Raw genomic sequence first — 25,943 nt, 5'->3', positions numbered from 1 at the left:
GCGCGCCGCCGTCTCCTCGCTGTCGGCGGCGAGCGTTCCGCCGAAGGCTTCGAAGACCGCGCGGGCCTTGGTGAGGGTCTCGTCATATTCGGCGGCCGGATCGTTCGAGACCGCGCCTGGTGGTCTCGTTATTCGGCGCGCGCGTGACCGGCCTGGAACTGCGCTTGCCGTCCGCGATCGTCGCGGTGCGGATCGCGATGTTGAAGTCGGCGTCGCCCGAAAAGCCCATCCAGCCGATCGAGCCGCAATAGACCCCGCGGGCGTGGCCCTCGAGCTCTGTGATGATCTCCATCGCGCGGAGCTTCGGGGCGCCGGTGATCGATCCGCCGGGGAAGCTGGCGTTCAGAAGGTCGGCGACGCCGAGCCTGTCGCGCAGTCGGCCCGTCACCACGGAGACGAGGTGGTGCACCGAGGCGTAGGTCTCGAGCCCGCAGAGCATCGGCGCCTCCACGGTTCCCGGCCGGCACACGCGGCTGAGATCGTTGCGCAGAAGGTCCACGATCATGACGTTCTCGGCGCGGTCCTTCTCGCTGTCGAGCAGCGCCCGCGAGGCCGAGCCGTCGGCGTGCGGAATGGACCAACGCTTCGCCGTGCCCTTGATCGGCCTCGCCTCGACGCGGTCGCCGTCGACCCTGACGAAGCGCTCGGGCGAGCTCGAGCAGACCGTCATGTCGCCGAACGCGAGTAGGCCGCGAAGGGCGCGGCGTTGCGGGTTCGAAGACGCCGGTAGAACGCCCACGGATCGAAGTCCTGTGCCAGGTCGGCGAGGAACCGCTGGGCGACGTTGGCCTGGAAGATGTCGCCCGCGAGCACGTAGTCGACCGTCCGGGCGATCGCCTCGACATAGGCCGAGCGGGTGAAGTTCGAGCGGAAGACCGGCCCTGCGGGGCCGGCCGCGGCCGGCTTCGCCTCGACGGGACGGGACAACAGGTCCAGCGCCGCCGCGCGGGCCTTCGCGCGGGCATCGCGCTCGGGGCCGGCGGGCGCCGGCGCGCCGGTCGAGATCAGCCAGGCCCTTTCGGCCGCATGGTCGCAGGCCACGACCCAGTCGTAGAGCGGCAGCAGGGCGTCGGGCACGCCGAGATCGTCGACCCGGGGGGCGGGCAGCCGCTCGAGCCGCCGGCCGTACTCATAGGCGATATAGCCGATCGCGCCGCCCTGGAACGGCGGCAGATCGGGATGCCGTTCGCCGCGCTGGGCTTCGAGCGCGCCGGCGAGCGCGGCAAGCGGATCGTCCTCGACCGCGCCCCTCCGAGCGTCGCGCCGCCGGCGCCGACGTGCAGGACGTCGTACGGGTCGGCGGCGAGATAGGAGAACCGGCCAAGCGAGGCGTGCGGCATCGCGCTGTCGAGGAAGGCGACGTAGGGCAGGCCCGCGAGGCGCTCGGCGAGCGCCGCCATGTCGACGGTCGGCAGTTCCTGGACGTACATCGGTCGCAACGCGCTTGCCGCCGAACGCGGCGGCTTCATCCAGCCTACATAATCAGCCCGGGGCCCGCCGTCATGCGCGCTGGAGCCGCGGGCGCGGACGCATGGCCGCATTGGCCGCCGCGCCCTTGCGTCGCCGAGCCCCGATGGGCCAGATGCCCGCTCTCGAAATCGCGAGGCGCGCGCGAGGACCATGGAACACGGCTCTACCGGAATGTTGCTCGGCGCCCTTGTGTTTCTCGGCGCCGCCGTCCTCTCGGGGCCGCTCGCGCGGCGGCTCGGGCTCGGGGTCGCGGTCGGCTATCTGGCGGCCGGCGTCGTCATCGGGCCGTCGGGGCTGAAGCTCATCGGCGACGCGTCCTCGGTGCTGCACGTCGCCGAAATCGGCGTCGTGATGCTGCTGTTCCTGATCGGCCTCGAGCTTCGGGTGGAGCGCCTCATCGCGCTGAAGAAGCTCGTCGTCGGCTTGGGCGGGCTGCAGATCGCGCTGTCGACCGCGGCCTTCGCCGCGGCCGCATGGGCGCTCGGCGCGGAGCCGCCGGCCGCGATCGCGATCGGCGTCGCGCTCGCCTTTTCGGGCACCGCCATGGCGATCCAGATCCTGGAGGAGCGCGGCCACCTCAACCGCACCTACGGCGAGAAGACGTTCTCGACGCTGCTCGCGCAGGACATCGTGGTGGTGCCGGCGCTCGCGCTCGTGCCGATGCTGGGCGGCGGCGGCGACCACGCTGGCGGCTGGGCGGAGGCGCTCGCCGCCGCGGTCGGCGGCGCGGCCGCGATCGGCGCGATCGTGGTGGCGGGCCGCTGGCTGCTCGACCCGGTGTTCCGCCTGCTCGCCGGCGTCGGCGCCCGGGAGGTGATGACGGCGGCCGCCCTCCTTGTGGTGCTCGGCGCGGCGGAGATCGCGGCGGCGGGGCTTTCGATGGCGATGGGCGCCTTCCTCGCCGGCGTTCTGCTCGCCTCTCCTCCTATCGCCACGAGCTCGAGGCCGACGTCGAGCCGTTCCGCGGGCTCCTGATCGCGCTGTTCTTCATGGGCATCGGCATGGCGATCGACGTCGGCGTCATCGTCGACAACGTCTGGCGGCTGCTCGCCGGCGTCGTGCTCTACCTCACGATCAAGGTGGCGGTGCGGCGGCGCTCGCGCGCGCCTTCGGGGCGACGAGCGGCGACGCGCTCCGGGTCGGCGCGCTTTTGGGCGCCGCGGGCGAGTTCGCCTTCGTGCTGTTCCCGCTCGCCCAGACCAACGGACTGATCTCGGCCGAGGTCGCCAGCATGCTCTCGGCGCTCGCCGCGCTCAGCCTCGTGGCGGCGCCCGGCGTCGCGCTTCTGGCGGAACGCGTCGCCAACCGCCTTGCGCCGGCCGCCGAGACGCCGGACGAGGATTTCTCCGACGCCAAGGGCCAGGTGCTCGTCGTCGGCTTCGGCCGTGTCGGCCAGATCGCCGCGCAGGTCCTGCTCGCCGAGGGCGTCGAGACCACGCTGATCGACGCCAATCCGAGCCGCGTGGAGCAGGCCTCGCGCTTCGGTTTCAAGGTCTATTACGGCGACGGCTCGCGGCTCGACGTGCTGCGCGCGGCCGGCGCCAAGGAGGCGCGCGCCATCCTCGTCTGCGTCGACGACCGCGAGGCCACCAAACGCATCGTCGAGATGGCGAGGCAGAGCTTCCCGCTGACCGAACTCGTGGTGAAGGCCTATGACCGCGGCCATGCGCTCGAACTGATGGGCGCCGGCGTCGAGCGCGTGGTGCGCGAGACCTTCGAGAGCGCGCTCGTGCTCGGGCGTCAGGCGCTCGAGGCCGTCGGCGTCGATCCGGAGCGCGCGGCCGAGATCGAGGAGGACGTGCGCCGCCGCGACGCGCAGAAGCTCGAGATCCAGATGGTCGAGGGCGTCTACGCCGGCCGCGAGCTCACCTACACCAACAAGCCGGTCCCCGAGCCGCTGTCGCTGCCCAAGCGCAAGGGCGGCAAGATCGAGGAGCGCGTCGAGGACGACGGCCCTGCGGGGACGGCGGCCGCGCCGGCCGAGTGACGCCGTTCGTCGCGTCGGCGGTCCCGACCTTGGGCCGGGTGGCGGAGCGGCCGCGGCGCGCCTAACATCGCGTTCGGGTTCGAGCCGGGATGTTCGCGATGTTCAACATGTTCGACGTCTTCCGACAGGCGCAGGGCGGCGCGGCGTTCGACAATCTGTCGCGCGCCTACGGCGTCTCGCCCGACCAGCTGCGCGCCATGACGGCGGCGCTCACCCCCGCCTTCGCGCAGGGGTTCATGCGGCAGGCCGCGACCGACGAGGGCGCGCGGCGCTTCGCCGAGCTGTTCCGCACCGAAGACTACGCCCGGGCCTTCGAGGCGCAGGCGGCCGCGCTCGACTCCTCGACGCGCGGCGCGGGCGAGAACGCGCTCGACGCGCTGTTCGGATCGAAGGAGGTGTCGCGCGCCGTGGCCGCCCAGGCGGCGGCGGCCTCGGGCGTCCAGGCGCAGATCATCCGGCAGGTGCTCCCCGTCTTGGCCAGCATCCTGATGGGCGGCTTCATGAAAGCGGCTCAAGGAGCGGGCGCTCCGACGTCAGCCTTCGACACGCTGTTCGGCGGCGGCAAAGAGCAGGCGCAGAGCCCCTTCCCGGCCAACCCGTTCCAGGGCTGGATCGACGCCTTCAACCGCAGCGCGGAGGGCGCAGGGGGATCGGCGGCCGGATCGGGCCAGATCCCCAATCCGCTCGGCGACATGATGGGCGAAATGATGAAGTCGATGTTCGGCGCGCCTGCTCAGCCGGAAGAGCCAGAGGCGCCGCCTTACGAAGAGCCGGCCGAGCCGAAGTCCGAGACCGCGGCCGAAAATCCGTTCGACGACTTCGTCGCGACAGGCCGCGAGCTGTCGCAGCAGAACGCCGAGGCCATGAGCCAGATCTTCGACGCCTTCTTCAGCGACAAGCCGAAAAAGGCGTAAGGGGCGCGCCTCCTTCTGAAACGCGCCCCACCCTGCCTTTCCCTGCCCCAGGGAAGGACAGTCGCCTCAGCCCAAGCGGCTGCGCGCGGCCCGGCGCTCTTCAGAAATCGCCGTGAGGCGTTCTCCGGGATCGCCCCAGAGCGACCAGCGCGCCGCCTCCTCGAGATCGGCGCGGGTCACGCCGATGTCTGCGAGCATGCGGTCGTCGAGACCGCCGAGCGCCTCGATCTGCTTGCGACGGGTCATCGACACGGCGAGAGCCTTGAAGCGGCTGGCGAACCCGGCGCCCACGGCGCGGGCGACGCTCAAAAGTCCGGATTGCGTCTGGCGTTCGATCAGGACGGACATGTTCGCCTCCTTCGGCTCTCGCTTCCGCCACACCTCCAGCGCGGCGGCCGTCTGAGGGCGAACCACCGCGGCCCGCCTTCACGAAACGAGATAGATCCAGCCGATTGATCAGTGAAACGAATGTTTATAATGTCGTCCATCACCATACGTGATGCCGCCTGATCCAGGAGCCGTCGCCCATGTCCGCTCTGTTCGACGTCGACCAGCTCAAGACCTTCATCGCCATCGTGGACACCGGCTCGTTCACCCGCGCGGCCGACGCGGTGCACAAGACCCAGTCGGCCGTCTCGATGCAGATGAAGCGGCTGGAGGAGCGGGTCGGCCGCTCGATCTTCGCCCGAGACGGGCGCGGGGCGCGGCTGACCGAGGACGGCGAGCGTCTGCTCGATTACGCCCGCCGCATCGTGCACATTTCGCGCGAGGCGGTGTCGGCCTTCTCCAACGACGCGCTGACGGGCCGGGTGCGGCTCGGCGTGCCGGACGACTACGCCGAGCGCTATCTGCCGGAGATCCTCGCGCGGTTCTCGCGCTCAAACCCGCTGGTCGAGGTGACGGTCGAGTGCGAGCCCTCCGACACGCTGACCCAGTCGATCATGCGCGACGAAATCGACCTCGCGATCATCACCCATGCGAGTCGCAAGCCCGTGGGCGAGGTCATCCGTCAGGAGCCGCTGCTGTGGGTCACCTCGCAGCGCTCGCTCGCCCATGAGCAGGCGACGCTGCCGCTTGCGCTCAGCCACCCCGCCTGCGTCTGGCGCGAGGCCGCGATCTCGAAGCTCGAGGAGCTGAAGCGGCCCCACCGCGTGCTCTATTCGAGCCGCAACTTCGCGGCGGTGGGCGCGGCGGTGATGGCCGGGCTCGCCGTCACCGTTCTGCCGGAGAGCGCCATCCGTTCCGGCATGCGGGTGCTCGGACCCGCCGACGGCTTTCCGCCGCTGCCGAGCTGCAAGATCGCGCTTTTGCGCAATCCGGGCTCGGTCACCGACACGGTCGAGGCGCTCGCCGACCACATCGTGGCGAGCCTCGACAACATGACCGGCGGCTTCGAAGGCGCGCAGGCGGCGGAGTAGCGCCGCCCTTGTCCCGGGTTCGACCCGGGACCCAGAACCGACGCCGAGGCGTATTCCTCACCCCGCCCGCAAGAACGTCGCGTAAGCGGGGTTCTGGGTCTCGTCCTCATAGGGATAGCCGAGACCCTCGAGGCTCGTCTGGAAGCGCGCCCGGTCGGCGGGCGGCACCTGCAGGCCCACCAGCACGCGGCCATAGTCGGCGCCGTGATTCCGGTAGTGGAACAGCGTGATGCTCCAATCGGTCCCGACCGCCTCGAGGAAACGCAACAGCGCGCCGGGCCGCTCCGGGAACTCGCAGCGCAGGACGATCTCGTCGTCGAGCGTGATCGGCCGCCCCCCGACCATGTAGCGGACATGGAGCTTGGCCGCCTCGTTCGCGCTCATGTCGACGACGCCGTATCCGGCCGCCTCGATCGAGGCGATGAGCTCGGGCTTGTCGCGCGCGGCGTCGGCGAGCTTCACGCCGACGAACACATGGGCGGCGTCGGCGCCGGCGTAGCGGTAGTTGAACTCGGTGATGGTGCGCTGGCCGATCAGCTCGATGAAGCGGCGATAGCTGCCGCGGCGCTCGGGGATGGTGACGCCGAGCAGCACTTCGCGATCCTCGCCCACCTCGGCGCGCTCGGCGACATGGCGCAGCCGGTCGAAATTGAGGTTCGCGCCGCTGTTGATCGCGATCAGCGCGCCGGCGTCCGTTCCGCCGCGTGCCGCATAGGCCTTGAGGCCGGCGAGCGAGAGCGCGCCGGCGGGCTCGGAGAGCACGCGCGTCTCCTCGAAGATGTCCTTTACGGCCGCGCACATCGCGTCGGTGTCGACGGTGATGACCTCGTCGAGAAGTTCGCGGCAGAGGCGGAACGTCTCCTCGCCCGCCTGCCGCACCGCGACGCCGTCGGCGAAGAGGCCGACGCGCGGCAGCGTCACCCGTTCCCCGGCCTCGATCGCGGCCTTCATGGAGGCGGCGTCTTCCGGCTCGACGCCGATGACCTTCACGGAAGGCCGCAGGTATTTCACATAGGCCGCGACGCCCGCCGCAAGGCCGCCGCCGCCGATCGGCACGAACACGGCCTCGATCGGGTCCGGGTGCTGCTGAAGCGTCTCGACCGCCACCGTGCCCTGTCCGGCGATGACGTGCGGATCGTCATAGGGGTGGACGAACGTCAGCCCTTCGGCGTCCGCCATGGCGCGCGCATGCGCATAGGCGTCGTCGAAGGCGTCGCCGTGGAGCACGACCTCGCCGCCGAGCCGGCGCACGGCGTCGACCTTGATCGGCGGGGTGGTGACCGGCATCACGATCACGGCCCTCAGCCCCAGCCGAGCGGCCGAAAGCGCGACGCCTTGCGCGTGGTTGCCCGCGGAGGCGCAGATCGCGCCGGCGGCGCGCTCGGCCGCGCTCATCTGCGCCATGCGGTTGTAGGCGCCGCGGATCTTGAACGAGAAGATCGGCTGCAGGTCCTCGCGTTTCAGCAGAACCTGCCGGCCGAGCCTCGCCCCGAGCTTGACCATCGGGTCGAGGGGCGTGCGCGCCGCGACGTCGTAGACGCGGGCGTCGAGGATGTCTCGCACATAGTCCATGGGCAAAAGGCTCCGCGCGCGGCCGGGAGGACGGCGGCCGGCGCATAGCCGTTAGCCTCTCGGCGCCCGGAACTGAAGCCTTCTCGGCGCGGGGCAGCCCTTTAGGGCAGGTCGCCGACCTTGTTGACGCGCCGGTACTGCGCGCCTGCGGCGGTCGTCCAGATGGAGTTGTTGTCCGACAAGGCGCCGTCGAGCAGCTGGCAGAAATGGTCGCGCTCGAGGTCGGAGACGATCCGCATGCCCGAGAACCTGCGGACCGTGCCCTGCACCGCCCAGAGCCCCGTTCCCTGATACCAGCGCGAGCAACCGATCTGGTCGCAGACCGTGTTCCAGTAGGAGTAGAGGCCGGCCTGCGCGCCGCGCCCCTCATAGACCTCCCACAGATAGCTCACCTGGCCGGTGAAGGGATTGCGGGTCTGGCTGAACCAGATCCCGTTGATCCGCTTCATCGTTCCCGCGCTGCGGTTGTCCTCGATCTTGCGATAGCCCTTGGTGGCCGTCTTGTTGATCGAGCCGTCGGAGTTCAGGCAGAAGTCCTCGCGGGCGAGAGCCGGCGTGGACGCCACGACCGCGACGAGCGCCGCCGCGAGTCCCTTCATGATGCTGAAGCGCATGCCAAGCTCCCTTAGCGAACGGAACCGCGCCTTCTGCAGTTAGACTCGTCGAAAGACGGCGCCGAGTCCGGTAAACTGCTTACGCGCCCAGTCGTCGCCGCCCGAGACCGACCCAAAGAGCCGCCATGCACACCTCCGCCGCCGGAGCCGCGCGCTTTTCCCATCAGCACCGCTTCCTCGGGAGCGACCACGCCCGCAACGCCCGCCGCACCACGCTGGTGGTGGCGATCACCGCGGCCGCGATGGTGGTCGAAATCGTGGCCGGCTGGGCCTACGGCTCGATGGCGCTCCTCGCCGACGGCTTCCACATGGCGACCCATGCGGGCGCGATCGGGATCGCGGCGCTCGCCTACCGCATCGCCTCGCGCCGCGCCGCCGATCCGCGGCTCGCGATGGGCGCGGGCAAGGTCGGCGACCTCGCGGGCTTCGGCAACGCGGTGGTGCTGGGCGTCGTGGCGCTGATGATCGGCTGGGAGTCGCTCTCCCGCCTCGCCTCCCCGCAGCCGGTCGCCTATGGCGAGGCCATGGTGGTGGCGGTTCTGGCCTTGCGGTGAACGTCGTCTGCGCGCTTCTGCTCGGCGGACACGGGCACGGGCATGACCATTCCCACCACGGCCACGCCGGCCACGACCATGGGCATGACCACGGTCACGGCCACGCCGACCACAATCTCCGCGGGGCCTATCTCCACGTGCTCGCCGACGCGCTCACCTCGGTGGTGGCGATCGCAGGCCTTGCGGCAGGCTGGTTCCTGGGCTGGACGTGGATGGACCCCGCGGTCGGCGCGCTGGGCGCCGTGATGATCGCCTCGTGGTCCGTCTCGCTCGCTCGCGAGACCGGCCGCACGCTGGTCGACGCGCCGGCCGACGAGAGCCTCGAACTGGAAATCCGCAAGCGGCTCGAGGTCGGCGACGTCGTCGTCAGCGACCTGCACATCTGGCGCGTCGGCCCGGGCCATCTCGCAGCGATCGTGTCGCTCGTGACGCACGAGCCGCAGGAGCCCGCCGCCTACAAGGCGAAGCTCGACGGACTTTCTGGGCTTAGCCACGTCACCGTCGAGGTGAACCGCTGCCCGGGAACCGCCGCGGCCGCCTGAGGGGCGCGAGGCCCTTTGTCCCGGACTTGATCCGGGACCCAGAGCCGACGCGGTTTTCAGAAAAATCTCGCGGGCGCCGCCCGGAGCAGTCGATACGCGCCTTCCAGAACCGTCAGACGTCTCGGTTCTGGGTCCCGGATCAAGTCCGGACAAGAGAGCGGCGCTCAATAAGCCATCTTGGCGAACACGCGATCCACGTCGCGGTCCCACGAGCGCTCGTATTCGTCGAGCAGGGCCTCGGCGAGGGTGCGGCGCTCGTCCAGCACCTGCACGAGCGGGCGCAGATGGATGCGCTCGTCCTCGCCGAGCCAGTTCAGCCGGTTGCGGCGCTTGAGGCCGAGCTGGGCGAGCGACAGCGCGTCCCTGGCGACGTCGAGGACGCTGCGGCCCGCGATCGTGGCGCGCAGGCCCTCGCTGGGGACGGCGTCGCGAAGCGCCTGGCGCTCCTCCGCGGTCCAGCCCTTCACAAGGTCCCAGGCGCCGTCGAGGCTGGTCTGGTCGTAATAGATCCCGCCCCAGAAGGACGGCAGCGCGCAGATGCGGTTGGTCGGACCGCCGTCCGCGCCGCGCATTTCGAGGAAGCGCTTCAGCCGCACCTCGGGGAAGATCGTCGAGAGGTGGTTGGCCCAGTCGGAGACGGTCGGAAGTTCTCCGGGAAGCTGTTCGAGCTTGCCCGCCATCAGGTCGCGGAAAGAGGCGCCGGCGACGTCGTGATAGGTCTCCCCGCGCTTGACGAAATACATCGGCACGTCGAGCGCGTAGTCGACGTAAGCCTCGAAGCCGAACCCGTCCTCGAAGGCGAAGGGCAGCATGCCGGCGCGGTCGTTGTCGGTGTCGCGCCAGATCTCGGACCGCGCCGAGAGGAAGCCGTTGGGCTTTCCTTCGGTGAAGGGCGAGTTGGCGAAGAGCGCGGTGGCGATCGGCTGGAGAGCCAGCCCCACGCGCATCTTCCGGACCATGTCGGCTTCGGAGGAGAAGTCGAGGTTCGCCTGAACGGTGCAGGTCCGGTACATCATGTCGAGCCCGCGCGAGCCGACCTTCGGCATGTAGCGCGTCATGATCCCGTAGCGGCCCTTCGGCATCACGGGCGTCTCGGCGAGCGTCCATGTCGGGCTCATGCCGAGGCCGAGGAAGCCGATCCCGAGCGGCTCGGCGATCTCGCGCACCTGAGCGAGATGGGCGTGCAGCTCCGAGCAGGTCTGGTGGACGTTGTCGAGCGGCGCGCCGGACAGCTCGAACTGCCCGCCCGGCTCGAGGCTGATCGCCCCGCCGCCGGTGACGTCGTAGAGCCCGATGATCTTGTCGCGGTCGTGTATCGGCTCCCAGCCGAGCAGCGCCTGCATGCCTTCGAGCAGCGCGCGGATGCCGTCCGGGCCCTCATAGGGAACCGGCGAGAGGTCGGCGCGTCGGAACGGAAACTTCTCGTGCTCGGTGCCGATCTTGAACTCGGAGGCCGAGCGGCAGCCCGCCTCGATCCACGCGACGAGTTCGTCCCGCGTCGTGAGCGCGGTCGTGTCTGTCTGGTCGCGGGCCATGAGGATCGGTCTCGGCGGGAAATCAGCCGCCGTCAGTTAGGCGGTCACGGGCGAAGCGTAAAGGGCGGCCGCTGAGAGCAGGGTAGCTCTCAGCACGATCACCACCCTCTCCGCGTCATCCCCCGGCTTGTCCGGGGGATCCACAGACCGTCAAAGGACGCCGCAAGCGGATGAGCGGATGCCCCGGACGAGCCGGGGCATGACGAACTGGAGCAGCGGCGGCGCCCCTCAGCCCCTCACGCCTCGATGATCACCGTCGCGCCGACGTCGGCGCGGTCGTAGAGGTCGATGACGTCGTGGTTGAACATGCGCACGCAGCCCGACGACATCGCGAGGCCGATCGACTTCGGATAGTTGGTGCCGTGGATGCGGTAGGACGAATCCCGGCCACCCTGGAACAGGTACATGGCGCGCGCGCCGAGCGGGTTCTTGAGGCCGCCCGGCATGCCCCCGGCCCAGGGGCCGTTGGTCTTCGGGTCGCGCTTGATCATCGAGGCGGTCGGGGTCCAGCGCGGCCACTTGGCCTTGTGGGCGATCTTCGCCCGGCCCTTCCACTCCATGCCTTCCTTGCCGACGCCGATGCCGTAGCGCACCGCGGTGCCGCCCTTCTCGACGATGTAGAGCCGGCGCTGCGAGGTCAGCACCACGATGGTGCCGGGCTTCTCGCCGGTCGGATCCTTCACCCGGCGGCGCAGCACGGCGTCGTCGACATTGGCGTAGTTCATCGCGGGCAGCGGATGGGCCTCGTCGTCCTGCGCGCCGTAGATCCTGGAATAGCTGAACCCTGAGTCGCCGAAGTCGTCGAACATGCCGCGGGGCATAGCCGCGCAGGCCCCGAGCGCAAGCGGCAGACCAGCCACAAGGGCGCGGCGCGACAGCCCGATCAGGGCGGGTTTGGGGAAAGCGTCGTCGGTCATCGGCTCGTCATCGGCTGAAGGGGATCCAGAAACGACGAGGCCGGGCCGTCCGAAGACGACCCGGCCATCGCATGCCGGCGCTCAAAAAGCGCCCGGCGGTGGGCCCGCTCTCCCCCGAGGCGGGCCCGAACCTCGATCACGAACGAACCACGACCTTGGTGCCGAGCGGCACGCGATCGTAGAGGTCGATCACGTCCTGGTTCATCATGCGGATGCATCCCGACGAGACGGCCTTGCCGATCGAATAGGGCTCGACCGTGCCGTGGATGCGGAACAGCGTGTCCTTGTCGCCCTGCCACAGCGTCATGGAGCGGGCGCCGAGCGGATTGCCGGGGCCGCCCGGCATGCCGTTGGCGTAAGGACGGGCGTGCGGGTCGCGCGCCACCATCTCCGCCGGCGGATGCCAGTCCGGCCATTCCAGCTTGCGGCGATATAGGCCTGGCCGGACCAGGCGAAGCCCTCGCGGCCGACGCCCACGCCGTAGCGGATCGCGGTGCCGTCGCTCTGGACGAGATAGAGATGACGCTCGCTCGGGTCGATCACGATGGTGCCGGGCGCCTCGCCCGTCGTGTTCGGCACGGTCTGCTTGAGGAAGCGTGGGTCGACCTTCTCGAGGTTGACCGACTTCACCGGATAAGGCTCGGAGGCCGTCAGCTGGTCGCCGTAGCGGCTCGACGAGTCGAGGTCGCCGACGATCGGGCCGGCGGTCACCGGCGGCACGGGGGCCGGGGCGAAGGCCGGCGCCGGGGTCTGCACCGCCGCTTGGTTCGGCAGCGGCCGCGAGCCCGCGCAGGCGGCGAGCGCCAGCGGCAGGGCGGCGATCAGGACGAGACGTCCCAGCGAAGACAGATGCGGCATGCGATCACGAAGACGGAAATTGGACGCTGTCGACATGGGACGTGTTCGCGCTACTCGAGTTGAGCGCCCGCATCCGCGAACGCCTGTCTAAAGGCTATACGCCGCTCCGCGCGGCCCCGGGATGGCAAGTTGATGACGCGGCGGCGTTCCTGCCGCAGTGCGGCATTTCGGCAACGGGTCTGTCGCGGGCCCCGAACGCCCTCGAGCCCTGACACTCTCGGGGCCGCATGGTTAACCAAAGGTCAACGGCCCGAAGACCAGTCGCCGACTGTGGCCTGGAGGACGGCGAGCGCGGCCACCGCCGCGGTGTCGGCCCGCAGGATGCGCGGTCCGAGCCCGATCCGCACCGTCTGGGGGAGCGCCGACAGCGCCTTGCGCTCCGCCGGATCGAAGCCGCCCTCGGGGCCGATCAGCAGCGCGAGCGGCTTGCCCGCGAGGGCGCGAAGCGGCGCGAGCGGATCCGCGCCGGCGGCGTCCTCGTCGCAGAACACCAGCGGCTCGCCCTCCGGCCAGCGCGCGAGAATCGCCTCGAGCGTCTCCGGCTCGTTGATCTCGGGGACGGCGAGCACCCCGCATTGCTCGGCGGCCTCGACGGCGTTCGCCCGCATCCGGTCGAGATTGACGCGCGAGACCTGCGTGCGCCGCGTGATCGCGGGCGAGATGCGCGAGACGCCCATCTCCACCGCCTTCTGCACCATGTAGTCGAGCCGCGCGTGCTTCAGCGGCGCGAACAGCCAGCGCAGCCTGCCGGACGGAGTCTGCGGCCGCGTGAGGCCGACGAGCTCGGCGCGCGCGCGCTTCTTGGCGACCTCGACGAGCCGGGCGCTCCACTCGCCGTCCCGGCCGTTGAACAGCAGCAGGCCGTCGCCCTCGCCCATGCGCAGAACGTTGCGCAGGTAGTTCGCCTGCCCGTCGTCGAAGTCGATCTGCGCCCCCTCGGACATCGGGGCGTCGACGAACAGGCGCGTCGAGGAGAAATCATATGCCGTCATGGAATGCCGTCGTCGGGATCCTCGGCCCTGACGCCGCCGGGCCTAATCCCTGTGCAGCACCAGGAGGATGATCATGGTGTAGGAGATGCCGGCCGCGCCGTAGAACCAGCCGACGTTGATCGTCGGGTTCGAGTTGCCGAGCAGGAACGCCGCGAAGCCGAGCGCGGCCATCAAGGCGAGGGCGGCGACGACGCCGAACAGGTTGCGAACGATACGGAACATAGGTCGTGCTTGCGGCGAATCCGAAAGGGGGAGCCGGCAGGCCCACCGGGCGCTTCTAGCATGGCGCAGCGCGCGCGGTTAGGCGACGCTCCATTTCGACGATGCGCGGACCCTCGCCTCGCGGACCCTTGTCTCGCGGACCCTTGCGAAATGCTCAGCGACTCGGCCGCGGGCGTCGGTTAAACAGGACCAAAGACGTTCTCCGCCCCGGACTTCCGTGCTGCGCCATCTGCTGATCGCCGCCCTCATCTTCGCCGCGCTGGCCGCGACAGGCCTGCGCGAGCGCGCCGGCCGCGCGCTCTACGCGGCGGGCTTCGCCTCGGCGGGCGCGGCGCTCGTCGGCGGCGAGGCTTTCGCGGCGGCGGCGCTCTATCACGACAAGCGCTACGACGAGGCCGCGCAGGCTTTCCGCGCCGCGGACTTTCCGGCCCAGCATTACGACGTCGGCCTCTCGCTCGCCCGCGCCGGGCGCCTCAAGGAGGCGGCCGACGCTTTCGACTACGCGCTCGTGGTCGACCCGAACGACGAGGACGCCCGCTTCAACCTCGCGCTGATCGAGGCGCTGATGCGCGTCGAGCGCGCCGACGGCCCGAAGGCGAGCGGCGCGGCCGGCGCGAGCGCGGACGAGAACAAGCGCTCGAACTCCTCGGCCGACCTCGACAGCGGCGTGAACTCGACGGGCGCGGGGAGCGGGCGATCGCGACAGCGGAGAGCGCGCCGTGAACGCCGGGCCGAGCCGCGTGCTGCGCGAGGGAAGCGGCGGCCCGTCGGACCGCGCCGACGAACCCGGCAAGGCGAGCGGCTCGGTCGGCTCCGGCGCGGGCGCTGGCCGCACCGGCGAGGCCAATCGCAACGTCGCGCGGCCGCCCGAGCAGCTCGCCCACCGCCTTGCGCCGATGTCGCTCAAGACCATGGCGGCCTCGCAGCGCTGGCTCGAGACCTTGCCGGACGATCCGGGTCTCTATCTGAAGCGCCGCATCGTCCATGAGCGCGACGGACGTCAGGAACGCGGGGTCGCGGCCCCGCAGCAGACCGACGCCTGGTGAGTTCGGCTTGGCCCGCAGGTTCGGCGCGAACGGCTCGACGCCCCGCCCCGGCTCGCCTTGGGGCGTCTGATCCGATGGACAAGGATCCGGCGCTGGGTCAGCACGCAGCCGCTGAGCAGGATTTCCGGATCGCGTCGATCCGCTGCAGCAGATCTCCCTCCTGAAGGGAGCTTTGGATCAAGCTGTCGCCGAGAATAAGCGCCGGCGTTCCGGTGACCCCCAGGCCTCGAGCAAGCTCCGCATTGGCGTCCAGCTCGGCCTTGATCGCCGGATCCGCCATGTCCTTGCGCAACTGCTCGCCGTCGAGGCCAAGGCGGGTAGCGGCGGCGACGACGCTTGCTTCCGACAGGTCGTTTGTCTCGAACAGCGCGCGATGCAGGTCGAGATAGCGCTCCGGTCGTTGCCTGCGCGCGGCGATCGACGCCGTGGCCGCGACGCGCGAGCCCGGCCCCAGGATCGGCAGGTCCCTGAATATGACGCGAACGTCGGAACTGTCCGCCACGACCTTATGGAGCGTCGGCAGCATCTTTTTGCAATAGCCGCAACGGAAGTCGAAGAATTCGACGATCGTGACCTTCGCGGTCTCCGGACCGATGGACGCGGCTTTCGGATCGAAGATCGCGGCGCGCTGCTCGGCGATCTTCGCTCTCGCCTGAGCCGCCGCCTTCTCCTGCTGCTGCTTCTTGTAGTTCTGCGCCGCTTCGGCCAGCACTTCGGGATTGCTGATCAGATAGTCGCGAACGATCTGCCGGACCTGGTCCGCCGTCAGGACCGGCTGCCGGTCTTCGGCATACGCCTGGGCCGTCGCGAAGAACAGCCCCAGACATGCCGCCAAGCCGAGCCGGATCGGCCAAATCTTGATCAGCGACGTCTTGATCAGCTGCGTCTTGATCGGCGGAGTCTTGCGCCTCATTCAGGCTTGCCGGCGCCAGACGACGCCTCGCAGCTGAAGCAGGTCGTGACGAAGAGGGCTTGCGAGCAGAAGTAGTTGGTGACCGTGTCGCCGTTGACGCACTGCTCGTTCCAGGTCACCCAGCAATTGTCCGCCGGCTGGCACTCCGTCTGCCTGTTCGATTCCGGGCAGCCCGGATCGCTGACTTCCTTGCTCGCCCCGTTGCAGGAGCCGTTTGGATTGATCGGCGAGCACGCGATCGAGATCGACCACCTGTTCGAATGGACCGAGGTGTTGCTAAGCAGAAAGTCGAGACTGTTTAAGTTATCGCCGATGGGGTTGCGCGTAATGATATGCCAGCTGCTTGACCAGCTGTCGCTCCACCCGCCCCAGGCATACATGCCGGCGGGGCAGTACACGTTCATATATTCGCTTCGATCGGCCTTGAGCTCGCCGGTGTCGGTCTGCACGTAGCATTGCGGGATGTTGCTGTTATCGCAGACGTCGGCCTTTGCGGACCTGGCGTCGAGCATCAGCGCCATCAAAGCGAACGCCGCGAGGCCGCAGCACCGAAAAAACGACCGGCCGGTCATCCTGATCTTGCTCACGACTTTGTCTCCCCAGTCACGCAAATGAGCCGACACGCCATTTCAGAGCAGCGAACGAGCCGCTAGCTCCTCTCATGCGGGTTCCACCCGTAGCCCACCCGACGGTGCTGAAGGCCCCCTTTGGAGAACGACCTCTTGGAACAGGCCAGGTAAACCTTCGCTTTGCCTGACCCGTTTCCCGACTGCGCGAAGTATTCGAAGGTCGCGCCGATCTCGCGGTTCTTCTTGTCCAGCTTCGTGCTTTTCAACGTGACGAACACGTGCTTCCCGACGATCGCCGACGACCAGTTCCAGAAGTACGTTCCGGAAGGACACGAGAAATCGGCGAGCATAGGCTGGCCCATCTTCAGTTTCTGGACCGGGGTCGGCTCGGTGTTGCACGCCGGAACCTTGCGGCACTCCGGGGCCCCCACGCGATCCTCCAGACCCGAAGTGGGCTCGGCCGCGGCCTCGCGCGCGCCGAAAGGCCCCAGGCCCGCCCCGAGAGCCAAAAGCACGCATGACGTGAGTGTGCTGAACCGACGCATCAAATCCCCGCCTTCGAAGACGCCGCGTTAATGGAAACCTTGCACCTGCAATAGAGTCTGTCAACGAGATCCGAGAAAAACAATACGCGTTGCTTACGATTACATGGCATCTCAAGACACATTCGCGTGATATTGATTCGTTATATTTAAATTTGATATGTTTGCGTCATCTTTCTTCACTCGGGACGTCGACTCGGCCGCGAAGGGCGAGGCCGCCGTCAGCGGGCGGCCGCCCTCGCACGCGCTTCGATGTGACTTTCCAGCTTATTGAAGCTGCGGCGCGATGATCCGCCGCTCCTCACGCGTCAGCTCGGGCCGCAGCGCGCCCATCTCAGAAAGGATGGAGCGAGCTCGGCGCCACAGCGGACCCGTTCTCGATGGGAACGCCGCCTCAGCCCGTCGCCTGGCGCTCGCCGACGTCGATCGCCCGCCAGAGCTCGGCGACCGAGATCGGCTTGGTGACGACGGCGTCGGCGCCGGCTTCCAGAAAGGCCGCGATGTCCTCGTCGAAGGCGCGGGCCGTCAGCCCGACGATCCGGATCGCTCCGACCGGACCTTCCATCGCGCGGATCGCGCGCGTCGCCGCGAGGCCGTCGAGGGTCGGCATCACGGCGTCCATCAGAACGAGATCGTAGTCCCCGCCCCCGACCGCCGCGACCGCGGCCGCGCCGTTCTCGACCACGTCGAAGCCATGGCCGAAATGCTCGAGCAGCGTGCCCACCACGCGCTGGTTGATGGCGTTGTCCTCGGCCACCAGCACGCGGATCGGGCCGTTGGCGGCGCGCACGTCGAGCGCGCCGAGGCGCAGCGTCACCGCGACCTCCGCCCCGCCCGAGGGACGATCGAAGGCCTGCGCCTCGCCGCCCATGCCGCGCGCGAGATCGGCGACCACCGCGAGCCCGAGGCCCGCCGCGCCCTGCGCGCCGTCCCCTTGCGCGAAGGGCGCGAATAGCAGCTCCGGCCGCGGCCCGACGCCGGGGCCGGTGTCGCGGAGCGCGATCCGCAGCGTCACGGTCTCGGCGTCGCCCGAGACCCGCTCGATCGCGAGCTCGACCGAACCGGACTCGGTCGCGCGGAGCGCATTGTCGGCGAGATTGTCGACGATCTGGCGCAGCGCCGCCTCGTCGGCGAGCACGCGGTCCGGCGCGCCCGGCGCGCGGACGGCGCGGAAGGCGAGCCCCTTTACGGCCGCGCGCGCGGCGAGCGGCGGCGAGACGCGAGCGAGAAACAGGTCGACGTCGAGCGCCTTCGGCGCGGTCGGGACCGCGCCGCCGAGCAGGCTGGTGGACAGGCCGAACAGATGCTCGGCCGCCGCCTTCAGCGCGTTGGCGTGGCCGCGCGCGCCCTCCGACAGGTCTTCGGCGAGCAGCAGGTCGGCGAGCGCCAGGATCCCGCCGAGCGGCGTGCGGATCTCGTGCGCCGCGACCGCGATGCGCCGATCCGCCGATTGCGGGGCGGGCATGTCGTCCACGGGGATCGCCTTGGCGCTCATCTGGCGCATGCTCCGTCGCGAGGGCGTGAGTGAGAGTGCCGCGACGATGACTTCCAGGACTTTAAGGATGGGCTAAACCGATCGCGTAAAACACGGTTGTACGACAGCAATCCACAACCTTTCCGTCAGCGCCCCGCATGCGTTGACCGCTCGATTTCGAGACGTTACGCCTCGGTCCATCCCATGAACGATCTTATCTCCATCGTCCTCCCCACCTTTGGCCTGATCGCGATCGGCTACGGGACCGGCCGGCTGAAGCTGCTCGGCGACCGGGCGGGCGACGGCCTGTCGGACTATGTCTTCCTTCTCGCCATCCCCTCGCTGATCTTCAGGACGCTCTCGACCAGCACCTCGCCGGCCGAAAACCCCTGGGGCTACTGGATCGCGTATTTCGGCGGCGTGATCGTGGTCTGGACCGTCGCCATGATTCTGGCGCGCCGGGTGTTCAAGCGCGACAAGGCGGAGGCCGCGGTCCACGGCTTCTCGGCGGGCCAGGCCAACACTGTGCTGGTCGGCGTGCCGCTGATCCTGAAGGTCTACGGCGACGACGGCGCGGTGCCGCTGTTCCTTCTGCTCGCCATCCACCTGCCGATCATGATGACGGCGGTGACGGTTCTGATCGAGGCGGCCGAAGGCGGCCGCCCGCCGCTCGTCATGGCCAAAGGGCTCATCAAGACGATCGTGACCCACCCGATCGTCATCGCGCTCGTCGCGGGCGTCGCGGCGCAGCACTTCCAGGTGCAGGCGACGGGCGCCGCCAGGGCGCTGATCGACCAGCTCGCCGCGACGGCGAGCCCCTGCGCGCTCGTCGCCATGGGCCTCGCGCTCGCCAAGTTCGGCTTCGTGAGCGACATGAAGGCGGTGGCCGCCATCTCGGCCCTGAAGCTCGTCGTGCACCCGTTTCTCGTGTGGCTGCTCGCCTTCCACGTGCTCGACGTGCCGCCGGTCTGGGCGGGCGTCGCGGTGCTGTTCGCCGCCATGCCCTGCGGCGTGAACGCCTATCTGATCGCCGCTCGCTACAAGGTCGGCCAGCCGACCGCGTCCGCGGCGGTCGCGGTCTCGACAGGCTTCTCGGTGATCTCGGTGTCCGGCTGGCTCTGGGTCATCGGCGCGATCTGAACGGCAAGGAGCCTCGAAGTTTGACCGACCCGATCTCCGACCGCTTCTCCCACGGCTCGCCGCCCCGCGAGATCGCGGTTCTCAGGCGCGAGGGCCAGGGCCCCTGCGTGGTCTGGCTCGGCGGGTTCCTGTCGGAAATGACCGCGACCAAGGCGAGCGCGCTCGACGTCTGGGCGGCGAAGACGGGTCGGGCGTTCCTGCGCTTCGACTATTCGGGCCACGGCGCCTCCGGCGGCGCCTTTCGCGACGGGACCATCGGCGACTGGCTCGAGGACGCCCTTGCGGCGATCGCCCGACACGCCGGCGAGGCCCCGGTGCTGGTCGGCTCGTCGATGGGCGGCTGGATCGCGCTGCTGGCCGCGCGCAAGATGCCGAGGCCGCCTTCCGGCCTCGTGCTGATCGCGCCGGCGGCCGACTTCACCGAGACGCTGATGTGGGAGCGGTTCCCGGACGCCCAGCGCCCCGCCGATCCTCGAGGACGGCGTCTACGAGCGGCCGAGCGAATACTCGCCCGACCCGACCCCGATCACCCGCCGCCTGATCGAGGAGGGGCGCAACCATCTTCTGCTCGGCGGGCCGGTGCGCACCGGCTGCCCCGTCCACATTGTGCAGGGGATGGCGGACCCGGACGTGCCGTGGGAGCATGCGCTGAAGCTCGTCGAGCGGCTCGCCGAGGACGACGTGACCACCACGCTCATCAAGGACGGCGACCATCGTCTCTCCCGCCCCGAAGACGCGCGCGCATCGTGGAAGCCGTGGACGGCGTCGCAGAGCGGGGCTGAGGGGGCTCGCCTCGAAGGAATCGGGATGGCTAAAGTCGGCTCGCCGCCGATTCGCGCGGTTGATTTGACGATCGCGAGCGCCCGCCGCCTCATGTCGCTGTTTCGCGTGCTCAGGCCCCGACCTCTCCTCGTGCAGGACACGGCGGCCGACGGCGCCTCGTTCCTGATCAACACGCGGCTCGGGAAGGTCGCGGTCACCGTGCGCCGCTCGAGTCAGGCCGCCGCATGACGTTGCGCGTGCGCTCCGCCACCCGCGACGTCACCCTTACGTTGCCCTCGCGCACCGCCGAGGCGGCCGCGCGCGACTTCGTCGAGCGCCATGTCGGCTGGATCGAGCAGCGGCTGGCGCGGCTTCCCGAACGGGTGCCGCTCGCCCCGGGCGAGATCGTGCCGTTGCGCGGCGTCGCGCATCGCATCTCGCTTCGCCCCGGCATGCGCGGCCTCGTCCGGATCGAGCCCGGCCAGCGCGGCCGCGAGCCCGAGATCGCGGTCTACGGCCTGCCCGAGCACGCCCCGCGCCGCGTCGCCGACTTTCTCAAGCGCGAGGCGCGCCAGGCCTTCGTCGAGGCGGCGGGCCGCCACGCGGCGGCGCTCGGAGTCACGATCGGCAAGATCGTCATCAAGGACACGACCAGCCGCTGGGGCTCGTGCTCGGCGGCCGGCGACCTCGCCTTTTCCTGGCGCCTGATCCTCGCGCCGACCTATGTCCTCGACTATCTCGCCGCCATGAGGTGGCGCACCGCCGCGAGATGAACCACGGGCCGCGCTACTGGGCCAATGTCGAGCGGCTCTTCCCCGACTATGAGCGGGCCGAGGCGTGGCTGCGCGCGCACGGCGCCGCGCTGCACCGCTACGGCTGAAGGAAGCGACCGGCATGCGCGTCCTCGTCTTCCAGCACCTTGAGGTCGAGCATCCGGGCTCCTTCCGGGAATTCTGGCGCGACCGGAACGTCGAGTGGACCACGGTCGAGCTCGACGCCGGCGACGAGATCCCGCCGCTCAAGGGCTTCGACCTGCTCGCCGTCATGGGCGGCCCGATGGACGTCTGGGAGGAAGACCAGCACCCCTGGCTCGTCGCCGAGAAGGCCGCGATCCGGCGCTGGGTGGCGGAGCTGAAGCGGCCCTATTTCGGCATCTGCCTCGGCCACCAGCTCCTCGCCGTCTCGCTCGGCGGCGAAGCGAAGATGATGGCCTCGCCCGAAGTGGGGCTCGGCGACGTCAGCCTGACCGATGAGGGGCGCGCCGACCCGCTGTTCGCCGGCCTGCCCGAGCGCGTCCAGACGTTCCAGTGGCATGGCGTCGAGGTGACGCGCCTCCCGGAAGACGCGGTCGCGCTCGCCTCGAACGATGCGGCGGCGGTGCAGGCGATGCGGTCGGGGCGAACGCCTACGGGGTCCAGTTCCATCCCGAGATCGTCGCCGAGACGGTGGCGGACTGGCGGCGCATTCCCGAATATTGGGCGAGCCTGCAGAAGGCGCTTGGTCCGGACGGCGCGGAGAATCTCGCGGGGGAAGTCACGCCGCTACTTCCGGCATTTCGCGAAACCGCGGCTGCGCTCGACCGCAATCTGACAAAAATCGCCGGCTAACAACAATTGTTTCGCGCCGGCGGGAGCCGTCTTCTCGCGCCTTCGCGCGGGTATGCGGCTGGGCGTGGCGCTCGCTTAGAACGCCACGCATTCCCGGCTGTCGCCGACGTGACGACCGGCGCTTCAGGGACGATCGAAGACCCTCAGCTCGCGCGAGAGAACGTTTCGTCGAAACGAGTAGCCCGCGCCGCGCACCGTGCGGATCGGATCGGGCTTGCGGCCGCGGTTCAGCGCCTTGCGCAGCCGCCCGACATGGACGTCCACGGTGCGCTCGTCGATATAGACGTCCCGGCCCCACACGCCGTCGAGCAGCTGCTCGCGCGTGAAGACGCGGCCGGAGGACTGCATCAGGAACTCGAGCAGACGGAACTCGGTCGGCCCGAGATGGACCTCCCGCAGCTGCCGACGCACGCGCCGGTTCTCACGGTCAAGCTCGATGTCGCCGGCCTTCAGCGTCCGCGACACGTGCTCGGGCTTGGTGCGCCGGAGCAGCGACTTCACCCGCGCCACGAGCTCGGGAACCGAGAAGGGCTTCACCACATAGTCGTCCGCGCCGGTGGCCAGGCCCCGGATGCGTTCGCCCTCCTCGCCGCGCGCGGTGAGCATGATGATCGGCAGACGTTCGGTCTCGCGCTTGGCGCGCAGGCGCCGGCAGAGCTCGATCCGAGACCCCCGGCAACATCCAGTCGAGCAGGATGAGGTCGGGGGTCGCCTCGGAAAGGCGCACCTCGGCCTCGTCCCCGCGCGCAACGCTGTCGACCTCGTAGCCTTCGGCTTCGAGGTTGTAGCGGAGCAGCATGGTGAGCGGCTCTTCGTCTTCGACGATCATCACGCGCGGGTTCATGCGGCCAGGCCTCTCCTGAGGTCAGTCGGTCGAAGTCGCGAGGGTCAGTCGAAGTCCGCGCTGACGAGGTCGGCCTTGGGCCGGTCTTCGGTCAACGGGACGCCGTGCACGACGTAATACACCGTCTCGGCGACGTTGGTGGCGTGGTCGCCGATGCGCTCGATGTTCTTGGCGCAGAACAGCAGATGCGCGCAGAAGCCGATGTTGCGCGGATCCTCCATCATATAGGTGAGGAGTTCGCGGAACAGCGAGTTATAGAGCGCGTCGATCTCGCCGTCATGCGTCCACACCTCGAGCGCGCGCTTGTCGTCGCGGCGGGTGTAGGCGTCAAGCACCTCCTTGAGCTGCGCGAGCGTGAGGTCGGCGATGTGCGCAACCCCGCCGGCGAGCTTGGGCGGCTGGAACTGGCCGTCGAGCGCGACCACGCGCTTGGCGATGTTCTTGGCGAGGTCGCCGATGCGCTCGAGATCGTTGGCGATGCGCAGCGCCCCCACCACCTGGCGGAGGTCGATCGCGACCGGCGCGCGGCGCGCGATCGTCATGATGCCGCGCTCCTCGATCTCATGCTGGAGGCGATCGATCGCGCGGTCCCACTCGATGACGCGGCGGGCGAGCGGGATGTCGCGGCGAACGAGCGCGTCGACGGACTCGCCGACGAGCTTCTCGCAGAGCCCGCCCATCTCGGCGAGCTTGTCGGCGAGCTGGTTGAGGTCGTCGTCGAACGACGAGACGATGTGGTTGTCGGCGAGCGACATGGCTCTCCTCCTGAAACTCAGCCGAACCGGCCGGTGATGTAGTCCTGGGTGCGCTTGTCGTTCGGGCTCGTGAAGATCTTCTCCGTCTCGCCCGTCTCGACCAGAATGCCCAGATGGAAGAAGGCGACGCGCTGGGAGACGCGCGCGGCCTGCTGCATCGAATGCGTCACGATCACGATGGTGTAGTTGCGTCGGATCTCCTCGATCAGCTCCTCGACGCGCGCGGTCGCGATCGGGTCGAGCGCCGAGCAGGGCTCGTCCATGAGGATGATCTCGGGGCTCACCGCGATCGCGCGGGCGATGCACAGACGCTGCTGCTGGCCGCCCGAAAGGCCGGTGCCGGTGTCGTTAAGGCGGTCCTTCACCTCGTTCCACAGGCTCGCCTTCTTGAGCGAGGACTCGACGATCTCGTCGAGCTCCGCCTTGTTCCTGGCGAGGCCATGGATGCGCGGGCCGTAGGCGACGTTCTCGTAGATCGACTTCGGGAACGGGTTCGGCTTCTGGAACACCATGCCGACGCGGGCGCGCAGCTGAACGACGTCCAGGCTCGGATCGTAGATGTTCTGGTCGTCGATCTGGATGAGGCCGGAGACCTTGGCGCTCGCGACCGTGTCGTTCATGCGGTTGATGCAGCGCAGGAAGGTCGACTTGCCGCAGCCCGACGGTCCGATGAAGGCCATGACGGCCTTCTCGGGAACGTCGAGCGTGACGTTCTTCAGCGCGTGCTTCTCGCCGTAATGCACGTTGACGTCACGGGCGATGATCTTGGGCTCGCCCAGAGGCTGCGGGCGGGCGCCGATGTTGGCGGGGGCGGATTTGGCGACGGCGGTAGCGTCCATGAGAAAAACTCCTTCAGAAACCGGTCACCAGCGCCGCTCGAAGCGCTTGCGCAGGAGAATGGCGAGCCCGTTCATCGCGAACAGGAAGAGCAGAAGAACGAGGATCGCGGCCGAGGTCTTGGCCTGGAATGCGACTTCCGGCAGGTCCGACCAGAGATAGATCTGGACCGGGAGCGCCGTGGTGGCGGAGGTGAAGCTCGTCGGAACGTCGACGATGAACGCCACCATGCCGATGAGGAGCAACGGCGCGGTCTCGCCGAGCGCGTGGGCCATGCCGATGATGGTGCCGGTCATGATGCCCGGCATCGCGAGCGGCAGGGTGTGGTGGAACACCGCCTGCTGATGCGAGGCGCCGACGCCGAGCGCGGCCTCGCGGATCGACGGCGGCACCGCCTTCAGCGCGGCGCGCGACGCGATGATGATGGTCGGCAGCACCAGAAGCGCCAGCACGAAGCCGCCCACCACCGCCGAAGACCGCGGCATGCCGAAGAAGTTCAGGAAGATCGCGAGGCCGAGCAGGCCGTAGACGATCGAGGGCACGGCCGCCAGATTGTTGATGTTGATCTCGATGATGTCGGTCCAGCGGTTCTTGGCGCGAACTCCTCGAGATAGATCGCCGCGCCCGACGCCGACCGGCAGGCAGAACACGAGCGTCACGAACATCGTCATCAGCGAGCCGACGAGCGCGCCGAGGATGCCGGCCTGCTCGGCCTCGCGACTGTCGCCGCTCGTGAAGAAGCCGGTGTTAAAGCCGCTGTCGACGAGGCCCTTGGCCTTGAGCGTCTCGAGCCAGGCGATCTGCTGGTCGCCGACGCGGCGCTCGTTCTCGGGCGTCTCGAAGGTCAGCACCTTCCACTGGCCCGCCTGGGCGGCGTTTGGTTGGTGAGCGGGGTCAGCGCCACGCCCTCGATGCGGTTCGCCGAGAGGCTGTTGACCTTCACGAGGCCGCCGTTGATCGAGACCAGCAGGCTCGGGAGCTTCGGATCGAGCTTCTCGGCGCCGCTTCCGTCCTTGAAGCGGTTTCGAAGTCGGCCGCCTCGCCGGCGAGCGTCTCCATCTGAGCTTGGAGGCTGGAGGCGTCGCTGTCGATCTTGCCGAGCGCCGCGGTCGCGACGTCGATCTTGGACTGGTCGCCAGTGGAGCGCGCGCCCGCGAGGTTGGCCTCGGCGGCGGGACGATCCGCCACGACGCCGTCGCGCAGGCTTTTGAGACGCGACCGTGAAGCGGCGCTCACGGGCCTTCTCGGAGAGATCGGTCTTGATCTCTTCGAGATCGCTCTGGAAGGCAGGGTTCGAGGTCTCGATGACGACGTCGCCGGTGACGGCGCTCGGCGTCGACGCCCTTGCCCTCTTCCTCTTCGATCTTGGTGACGGCGCCCTTCAGATAGAGGTCGGCGTCGTCGGAGAACAGCGCGCGGGTCGAGACCTCACGGCCGATCAGCGCGGGGTCCGCCATCACGGCGGCGCGAAGGTCGTCGCTCGCGCCGTTCGACAGCAGGCCGTTCAGCTGGCGGCGTTCGGCGCGCCCCTTAACCTCGGGGAACAGCGCCTGATACGACGCGCGCACCGCCTTGTTGTAGTCGCCGCGGGCGAGCGAGGCCGCCGATCGGTCGCCCGACGGGTCGACGTCGGAGGCTTCCGGGGTCGCCGAGAGCGAGAGATGCGTGGTGGTGAAGGCCGGCCACGCGTTTGCTGACGATGTCGGTCATCAGGATCACGGGAAGGCGGCCGCGAAGGCGATCGCCCCGATGCCGTAGGCCTTGAAGCGGGCTTCGGCGCGGTAGCGCTTGCGGACGCGGGCGCGCGCCTCGTCGGAGTCCATCGCGTGTCGCATGGTCCGGTTCGTCGTCGCGGTGAC

General features: G+C 69.2%; 24 protein-coding genes and 8 pseudogenes. 13 read left to right on the top strand and 19 right to left on the bottom strand.

What is annotated here, in order from left to right; all coding sequences use genetic code 11:
- Nucleotides 1-82: 82 nt before the first annotated feature.
- Nucleotides 83-1,473 (bottom strand): annotated as a pseudogene (locus tag K6K41_RS18545) (anthranilate synthase component I family protein).
- A gap of 147 nt (nucleotides 1,474-1,620) precedes the next feature.
- Between K6K41_RS18545 and K6K41_RS18540 the strand changes: the two are divergent.
- The 4 genes from K6K41_RS18540 to K6K41_RS18525 all read left to right on the top strand — a co-directional run bounded on the left by K6K41_RS18540 (nucleotide 1,621) and on the right by K6K41_RS18525 (nucleotide 4,371).
- Nucleotides 1,621-2,445, top strand: coding sequence for a cation:proton antiporter domain-containing protein (locus K6K41_RS18540; protein WP_261401733.1), 825 nt, complete (start codon nucleotides 1,621-1,623; stop codon nucleotides 2,443-2,445).
- A gap of 14 nt (nucleotides 2,446-2,459) precedes the next feature.
- Entirely contained in the window at nucleotides 2,460-2,681 is a 222-nt protein-coding gene (locus tag K6K41_RS18535) for a hypothetical protein (protein WP_428978533.1), read from the top strand.
- Nucleotides 2,648-3,457, top strand: a complete 810-nt coding sequence (locus K6K41_RS18530; protein WP_261405780.1) for an NAD-binding protein — start codon at nucleotides 2,648-2,650, stop codon at nucleotides 3,455-3,457. The genes K6K41_RS18535 and K6K41_RS18530 overlap by 34 nt, the downstream gene beginning before the upstream one ends.
- 98 nt (nucleotides 3,458-3,555) lie before the next feature.
- Nucleotides 3,556-4,371, top strand: a complete 816-nt coding sequence (locus K6K41_RS18525) for a DUF937 domain-containing protein (protein ID WP_261401732.1) — start codon at nucleotides 3,556-3,558, stop codon at nucleotides 4,369-4,371.
- Nucleotides 4,372-4,437: 66 nt separating this feature from the next.
- Here the strand turns inward: K6K41_RS18525 and K6K41_RS18520 are convergent, their stop codons facing one another.
- Complete coding sequence (locus tag K6K41_RS18520; RefSeq protein ID WP_261401731.1) at nucleotides 4,438-4,719, bottom strand: DUF1127 domain-containing protein; 282 nt, start codon at nucleotides 4,717-4,719, stop codon at nucleotides 4,438-4,440.
- Nucleotides 4,720-4,898: 179 nt separating this feature from the next.
- Here K6K41_RS18520 and K6K41_RS18515 point away from each other — a divergent pair, with 179 nt between their 5' ends.
- Nucleotides 4,899-5,789 carry a LysR substrate-binding domain-containing protein gene (locus tag K6K41_RS18515; protein WP_261401730.1) on the top strand — a complete coding sequence of 297 codons (891 nt, stop codon included), beginning with the start codon at nucleotides 4,899-4,901 and terminating at the stop codon, nucleotides 5,787-5,789.
- 57 nt (nucleotides 5,790-5,846) lie between these two features.
- On the opposite strand, the gene ilvA is transcribed toward K6K41_RS18515, so the two are convergent.
- Both ilvA and K6K41_RS18505 read right to left on the bottom strand, forming a co-directional pair.
- Nucleotides 5,847-7,361 (bottom strand): threonine ammonia-lyase, biosynthetic, encoded by a 1,515-nt coding sequence (gene ilvA / locus K6K41_RS18510; RefSeq protein WP_261401729.1) that lies wholly within the window; start codon nucleotides 7,359-7,361, stop codon nucleotides 5,847-5,849.
- A 101-nt stretch (nucleotides 7,362-7,462) separates the two neighbouring features.
- Nucleotides 7,463-7,975, bottom strand: coding sequence for a hypothetical protein (locus K6K41_RS18505; RefSeq protein WP_261401728.1), 513 nt, complete (start codon nucleotides 7,973-7,975; stop codon nucleotides 7,463-7,465).
- A gap of 125 nt (nucleotides 7,976-8,100) precedes the next feature.
- Here K6K41_RS18505 and dmeF point away from each other — a divergent pair.
- Nucleotides 8,101-9,071, top strand: a pseudogene (gene dmeF, locus K6K41_RS18500) (CDF family Co(II)/Ni(II) efflux transporter DmeF).
- Nucleotides 9,072-9,235: 164 nt separating this feature from the next.
- On the opposite strand, the gene K6K41_RS18495 reads toward dmeF, so the two are convergent.
- The 5 genes and pseudogenes from K6K41_RS18495 to K6K41_RS18475 all read right to left on the bottom strand — a co-directional run bounded on the left by K6K41_RS18495 (nucleotide 9,236) and on the right by K6K41_RS18475 (nucleotide 13,595).
- Nucleotides 9,236-10,606 (bottom strand): glutamate--cysteine ligase, encoded by a 1,371-nt coding sequence (locus K6K41_RS18495; protein WP_261401727.1) that lies wholly within the window; start codon nucleotides 10,604-10,606, stop codon nucleotides 9,236-9,238.
- Between the two features lie 236 nt (nucleotides 10,607-10,842).
- Nucleotides 10,843-11,490 (bottom strand): L,D-transpeptidase, encoded by a 648-nt coding sequence (locus K6K41_RS18490; protein ID WP_261405779.1) that lies wholly within the window; start codon nucleotides 11,488-11,490, stop codon nucleotides 10,843-10,845.
- A 169-nt stretch (nucleotides 11,491-11,659) separates the two neighbouring features.
- Nucleotides 11,660-12,417 (bottom strand): annotated as a pseudogene (locus tag K6K41_RS18485) (L,D-transpeptidase).
- Nucleotides 12,418-12,623: 206 nt separating this feature from the next.
- Entirely contained in the window at nucleotides 12,624-13,373 is a 750-nt protein-coding gene (locus tag K6K41_RS18480; protein ID WP_261401726.1) for a 16S rRNA (uracil(1498)-N(3))-methyltransferase, read from the bottom strand.
- A gap of 42 nt (nucleotides 13,374-13,415) precedes the next feature.
- A complete protein-coding gene (locus K6K41_RS18475; RefSeq protein ID WP_261401725.1) occupies nucleotides 13,416-13,595 on the bottom strand; it encodes a hypothetical protein in 180 nt (59 codons plus the stop codon).
- Nucleotides 13,596-13,812: 217 nt separating this feature from the next.
- On the opposite strand from K6K41_RS18475, the gene K6K41_RS18470 reads away from it, so the two are divergent.
- Nucleotides 13,813-14,583 carry a hypothetical protein gene (locus K6K41_RS18470; protein ID WP_261401724.1) on the top strand — a complete coding sequence of 257 codons (771 nt, stop codon included), beginning with the start codon at nucleotides 13,813-13,815 and terminating at the stop codon, nucleotides 14,581-14,583.
- A gap of 155 nt (nucleotides 14,584-14,738) precedes the next feature.
- Here K6K41_RS18470 and K6K41_RS18465 read toward each other — a convergent pair whose 3' ends face one another.
- From K6K41_RS18465 to K6K41_RS18450, 4 genes are all read right to left on the bottom strand, one after another.
- Nucleotides 14,739-15,554 carry a DsbA family protein gene (locus K6K41_RS18465; RefSeq protein WP_428978532.1) on the bottom strand — a complete coding sequence of 272 codons (816 nt, stop codon included), beginning with the start codon at nucleotides 15,552-15,554 and terminating at the stop codon, nucleotides 14,739-14,741.
- Entirely contained in the window at nucleotides 15,551-16,141 is a 591-nt protein-coding gene (locus K6K41_RS18460) for a hypothetical protein (RefSeq protein WP_261401722.1), read from the bottom strand. Before K6K41_RS18460 ends, K6K41_RS18465 begins: the two co-directional genes overlap by 4 nt.
- A gap of 62 nt (nucleotides 16,142-16,203) precedes the next feature.
- Nucleotides 16,204-16,668, bottom strand: coding sequence for a hypothetical protein (locus tag K6K41_RS18455; protein ID WP_261401721.1), 465 nt, complete (start codon nucleotides 16,666-16,668; stop codon nucleotides 16,204-16,206).
- A 391-nt stretch (nucleotides 16,669-17,059) separates the two neighbouring features.
- Nucleotides 17,060-18,160: a response regulator gene (locus K6K41_RS18450; protein WP_261401720.1), complete on the bottom strand. Its 1,101-nt coding sequence runs from the start codon at nucleotides 18,158-18,160 to the stop codon at nucleotides 17,060-17,062.
- 183 nt (nucleotides 18,161-18,343) lie between these two features.
- Between K6K41_RS18450 and K6K41_RS18445 the strand changes: the two genes are divergently transcribed.
- The 6 genes and pseudogenes from K6K41_RS18445 (at nucleotide 18,344) to K6K41_RS18420 (ending at nucleotide 21,648) form a co-directional block, all read left to right on the top strand.
- Nucleotides 18,344-19,279: an AEC family transporter gene (locus K6K41_RS18445; RefSeq protein WP_261401719.1), complete on the top strand. Its 936-nt coding sequence runs from the start codon at nucleotides 18,344-18,346 to the stop codon at nucleotides 19,277-19,279.
- A 20-nt stretch (nucleotides 19,280-19,299) separates the two neighbouring features.
- A pseudogene (locus K6K41_RS18440) lies at nucleotides 19,300-20,061 on the top strand (alpha/beta hydrolase).
- 91 nt (nucleotides 20,062-20,152) lie between these two features.
- Nucleotides 20,153-20,290, top strand: a complete 138-nt coding sequence (locus tag K6K41_RS18435) for a hypothetical protein (RefSeq protein ID WP_261401718.1) — start codon at nucleotides 20,153-20,155, stop codon at nucleotides 20,288-20,290.
- A complete protein-coding gene (locus tag K6K41_RS18430) occupies nucleotides 20,287-20,814 on the top strand; it encodes a M48 family metallopeptidase (protein WP_261401717.1) in 528 nt (175 codons plus the stop codon). Before K6K41_RS18435 ends, K6K41_RS18430 begins: the two co-directional genes overlap by 4 nt.
- Nucleotides 20,811-20,921 carry a YgjP-like metallopeptidase domain-containing protein gene (locus tag K6K41_RS18425; RefSeq protein WP_261401716.1) on the top strand — a complete coding sequence of 37 codons (111 nt, stop codon included), beginning with the start codon at nucleotides 20,811-20,813 and terminating at the stop codon, nucleotides 20,919-20,921. The genes K6K41_RS18430 and K6K41_RS18425 overlap by 4 nt, the downstream gene beginning before the upstream one ends.
- A 14-nt stretch (nucleotides 20,922-20,935) precedes the next feature.
- Nucleotides 20,936-21,648: pseudogene (locus K6K41_RS18420) on the top strand (type 1 glutamine amidotransferase).
- A 123-nt stretch (nucleotides 21,649-21,771) separates the two neighbouring features.
- Here K6K41_RS18420 and phoB read toward each other — a convergent pair.
- The 6 genes and pseudogenes from phoB to K6K41_RS18390 form a co-directional block, all read right to left on the bottom strand.
- Nucleotides 21,772-22,492: pseudogene (gene phoB, locus K6K41_RS18415) on the bottom strand (phosphate regulon transcriptional regulator PhoB).
- Between the two features lie 44 nt (nucleotides 22,493-22,536).
- The gene (phoU, locus tag K6K41_RS18410; RefSeq protein ID WP_261401715.1) at nucleotides 22,537-23,247 is read right to left on the bottom strand and encodes a phosphate signaling complex protein PhoU; all 711 of its coding nucleotides are present in this window, start codon (nucleotides 23,245-23,247) and stop codon (nucleotides 22,537-22,539) included.
- A gap of 17 nt (nucleotides 23,248-23,264) precedes the next feature.
- A complete protein-coding gene (gene pstB / locus K6K41_RS18405) occupies nucleotides 23,265-24,047 on the bottom strand; it encodes a phosphate ABC transporter ATP-binding protein PstB (protein ID WP_378146056.1) in 783 nt (260 codons plus the stop codon).
- 63 nt (nucleotides 24,048-24,110) lie between these two features.
- Nucleotides 24,111-24,914, bottom strand: a pseudogene (gene pstA, locus K6K41_RS18400) (phosphate ABC transporter permease PstA); the annotation flags it as partial.
- A 109-nt stretch (nucleotides 24,915-25,023) separates the two neighbouring features.
- The gene (locus K6K41_RS18395; protein WP_261401713.1) at nucleotides 25,024-25,320 is read right to left on the bottom strand and encodes a hypothetical protein; all 297 of its coding nucleotides are present in this window, start codon (nucleotides 25,318-25,320) and stop codon (nucleotides 25,024-25,026) included.
- Nucleotides 25,317-25,907: pseudogene (locus tag K6K41_RS18390) on the bottom strand (DUF3333 domain-containing protein). Before K6K41_RS18390 ends, K6K41_RS18395 begins: the two are co-directional and overlap by 4 nt.
- Nucleotides 25,908-25,943: the final 36 nt, after the last annotated feature.

Source organism: Chenggangzhangella methanolivorans, assembly GCF_019797865.1.
Classification (GTDB): Bacteria; Pseudomonadota; Alphaproteobacteria; order Rhizobiales; family Methylopilaceae; genus Methylopila; species Methylopila methanolivorans.
Note: the sequence above shows the minus strand (reverse complement) of the source record. Positions and strands in the feature narration are given on the sequence as shown.

Bases quoted from the DNA above. Each gene is read 5' to 3' on its own strand.
- K6K41_RS18540 (WP_261401733.1), top strand. From the start codon at position 1,621: ATGGAACACGGCTCTACCGGAATGTTGCTCGGCGCCCTTGTGTTTCTC.
- K6K41_RS18535 (WP_428978533.1), top strand. From the start codon at position 2,460: ATGGGCATCGGCATGGCGATCGACGTCGGCGTCATCGTCGACAACGTC.
- K6K41_RS18525 (WP_261401732.1), top strand. From the start codon at position 3,556: ATGTTCAACATGTTCGACGTCTTCCGACAGGCGCAGGGCGGCGCGGCG.
- K6K41_RS18520 (WP_261401731.1), bottom strand. From the start codon at position 4,719: ATGTCCGTCCTGATCGAACGCCAGACGCAATCCGGACTTTTGAGCGTC.
- K6K41_RS18515 (WP_261401730.1), top strand. From the start codon at position 4,899: ATGTCCGCTCTGTTCGACGTCGACCAGCTCAAGACCTTCATCGCCATC.
- ilvA (WP_261401729.1), bottom strand. From the start codon at position 7,361: ATGGACTATGTGCGAGACATCCTCGACGCCCGCGTCTACGACGTCGCG.
- K6K41_RS18505 (WP_261401728.1), bottom strand. From the start codon at position 7,975: ATGCGCTTCAGCATCATGAAGGGACTCGCGGCGGCGCTCGTCGCGGTC.
- K6K41_RS18495 (WP_261401727.1), bottom strand. From the start codon at position 10,606: ATGGCCCGCGACCAGACAGACACGACCGCGCTCACGACGCGGGACGAA.
- K6K41_RS18480 (WP_261401726.1), bottom strand. From the start codon at position 13,373: ATGACGGCATATGATTTCTCCTCGACGCGCCTGTTCGTCGACGCCCCG.
- K6K41_RS18475 (WP_261401725.1), bottom strand. From the start codon at position 13,595: ATGTTCCGTATCGTTCGCAACCTGTTCGGCGTCGTCGCCGCCCTCGCC.
- K6K41_RS18465 (WP_428978532.1), bottom strand. From the start codon at position 15,554: ATGAGGCGCAAGACTCCGCCGATCAAGACGCAGCTGATCAAGACGTCG.
- K6K41_RS18455 (WP_261401721.1), bottom strand. From the start codon at position 16,668: ATGCGTCGGTTCAGCACACTCACGTCATGCGTGCTTTTGGCTCTCGGG.
- K6K41_RS18450 (WP_261401720.1), bottom strand. From the start codon at position 18,160: ATGAGCGCCAAGGCGATCCCCGTGGACGACATGCCCGCCCCGCAATCG.
- K6K41_RS18445 (WP_261401719.1), top strand. From the start codon at position 18,344: ATGAACGATCTTATCTCCATCGTCCTCCCCACCTTTGGCCTGATCGCG.
- K6K41_RS18435 (WP_261401718.1), top strand. From the start codon at position 20,153: ATGTCGCTGTTTCGCGTGCTCAGGCCCCGACCTCTCCTCGTGCAGGAC.
- K6K41_RS18430 (WP_261401717.1), top strand. From the start codon at position 20,287: ATGACGTTGCGCGTGCGCTCCGCCACCCGCGACGTCACCCTTACGTTG.
- K6K41_RS18425 (WP_261401716.1), top strand. From the start codon at position 20,811: ATGAACCACGGGCCGCGCTACTGGGCCAATGTCGAGCGGCTCTTCCCC.
- phoU (WP_261401715.1), bottom strand. From the start codon at position 23,247: ATGTCGCTCGCCGACAACCACATCGTCTCGTCGTTCGACGACGACCTC.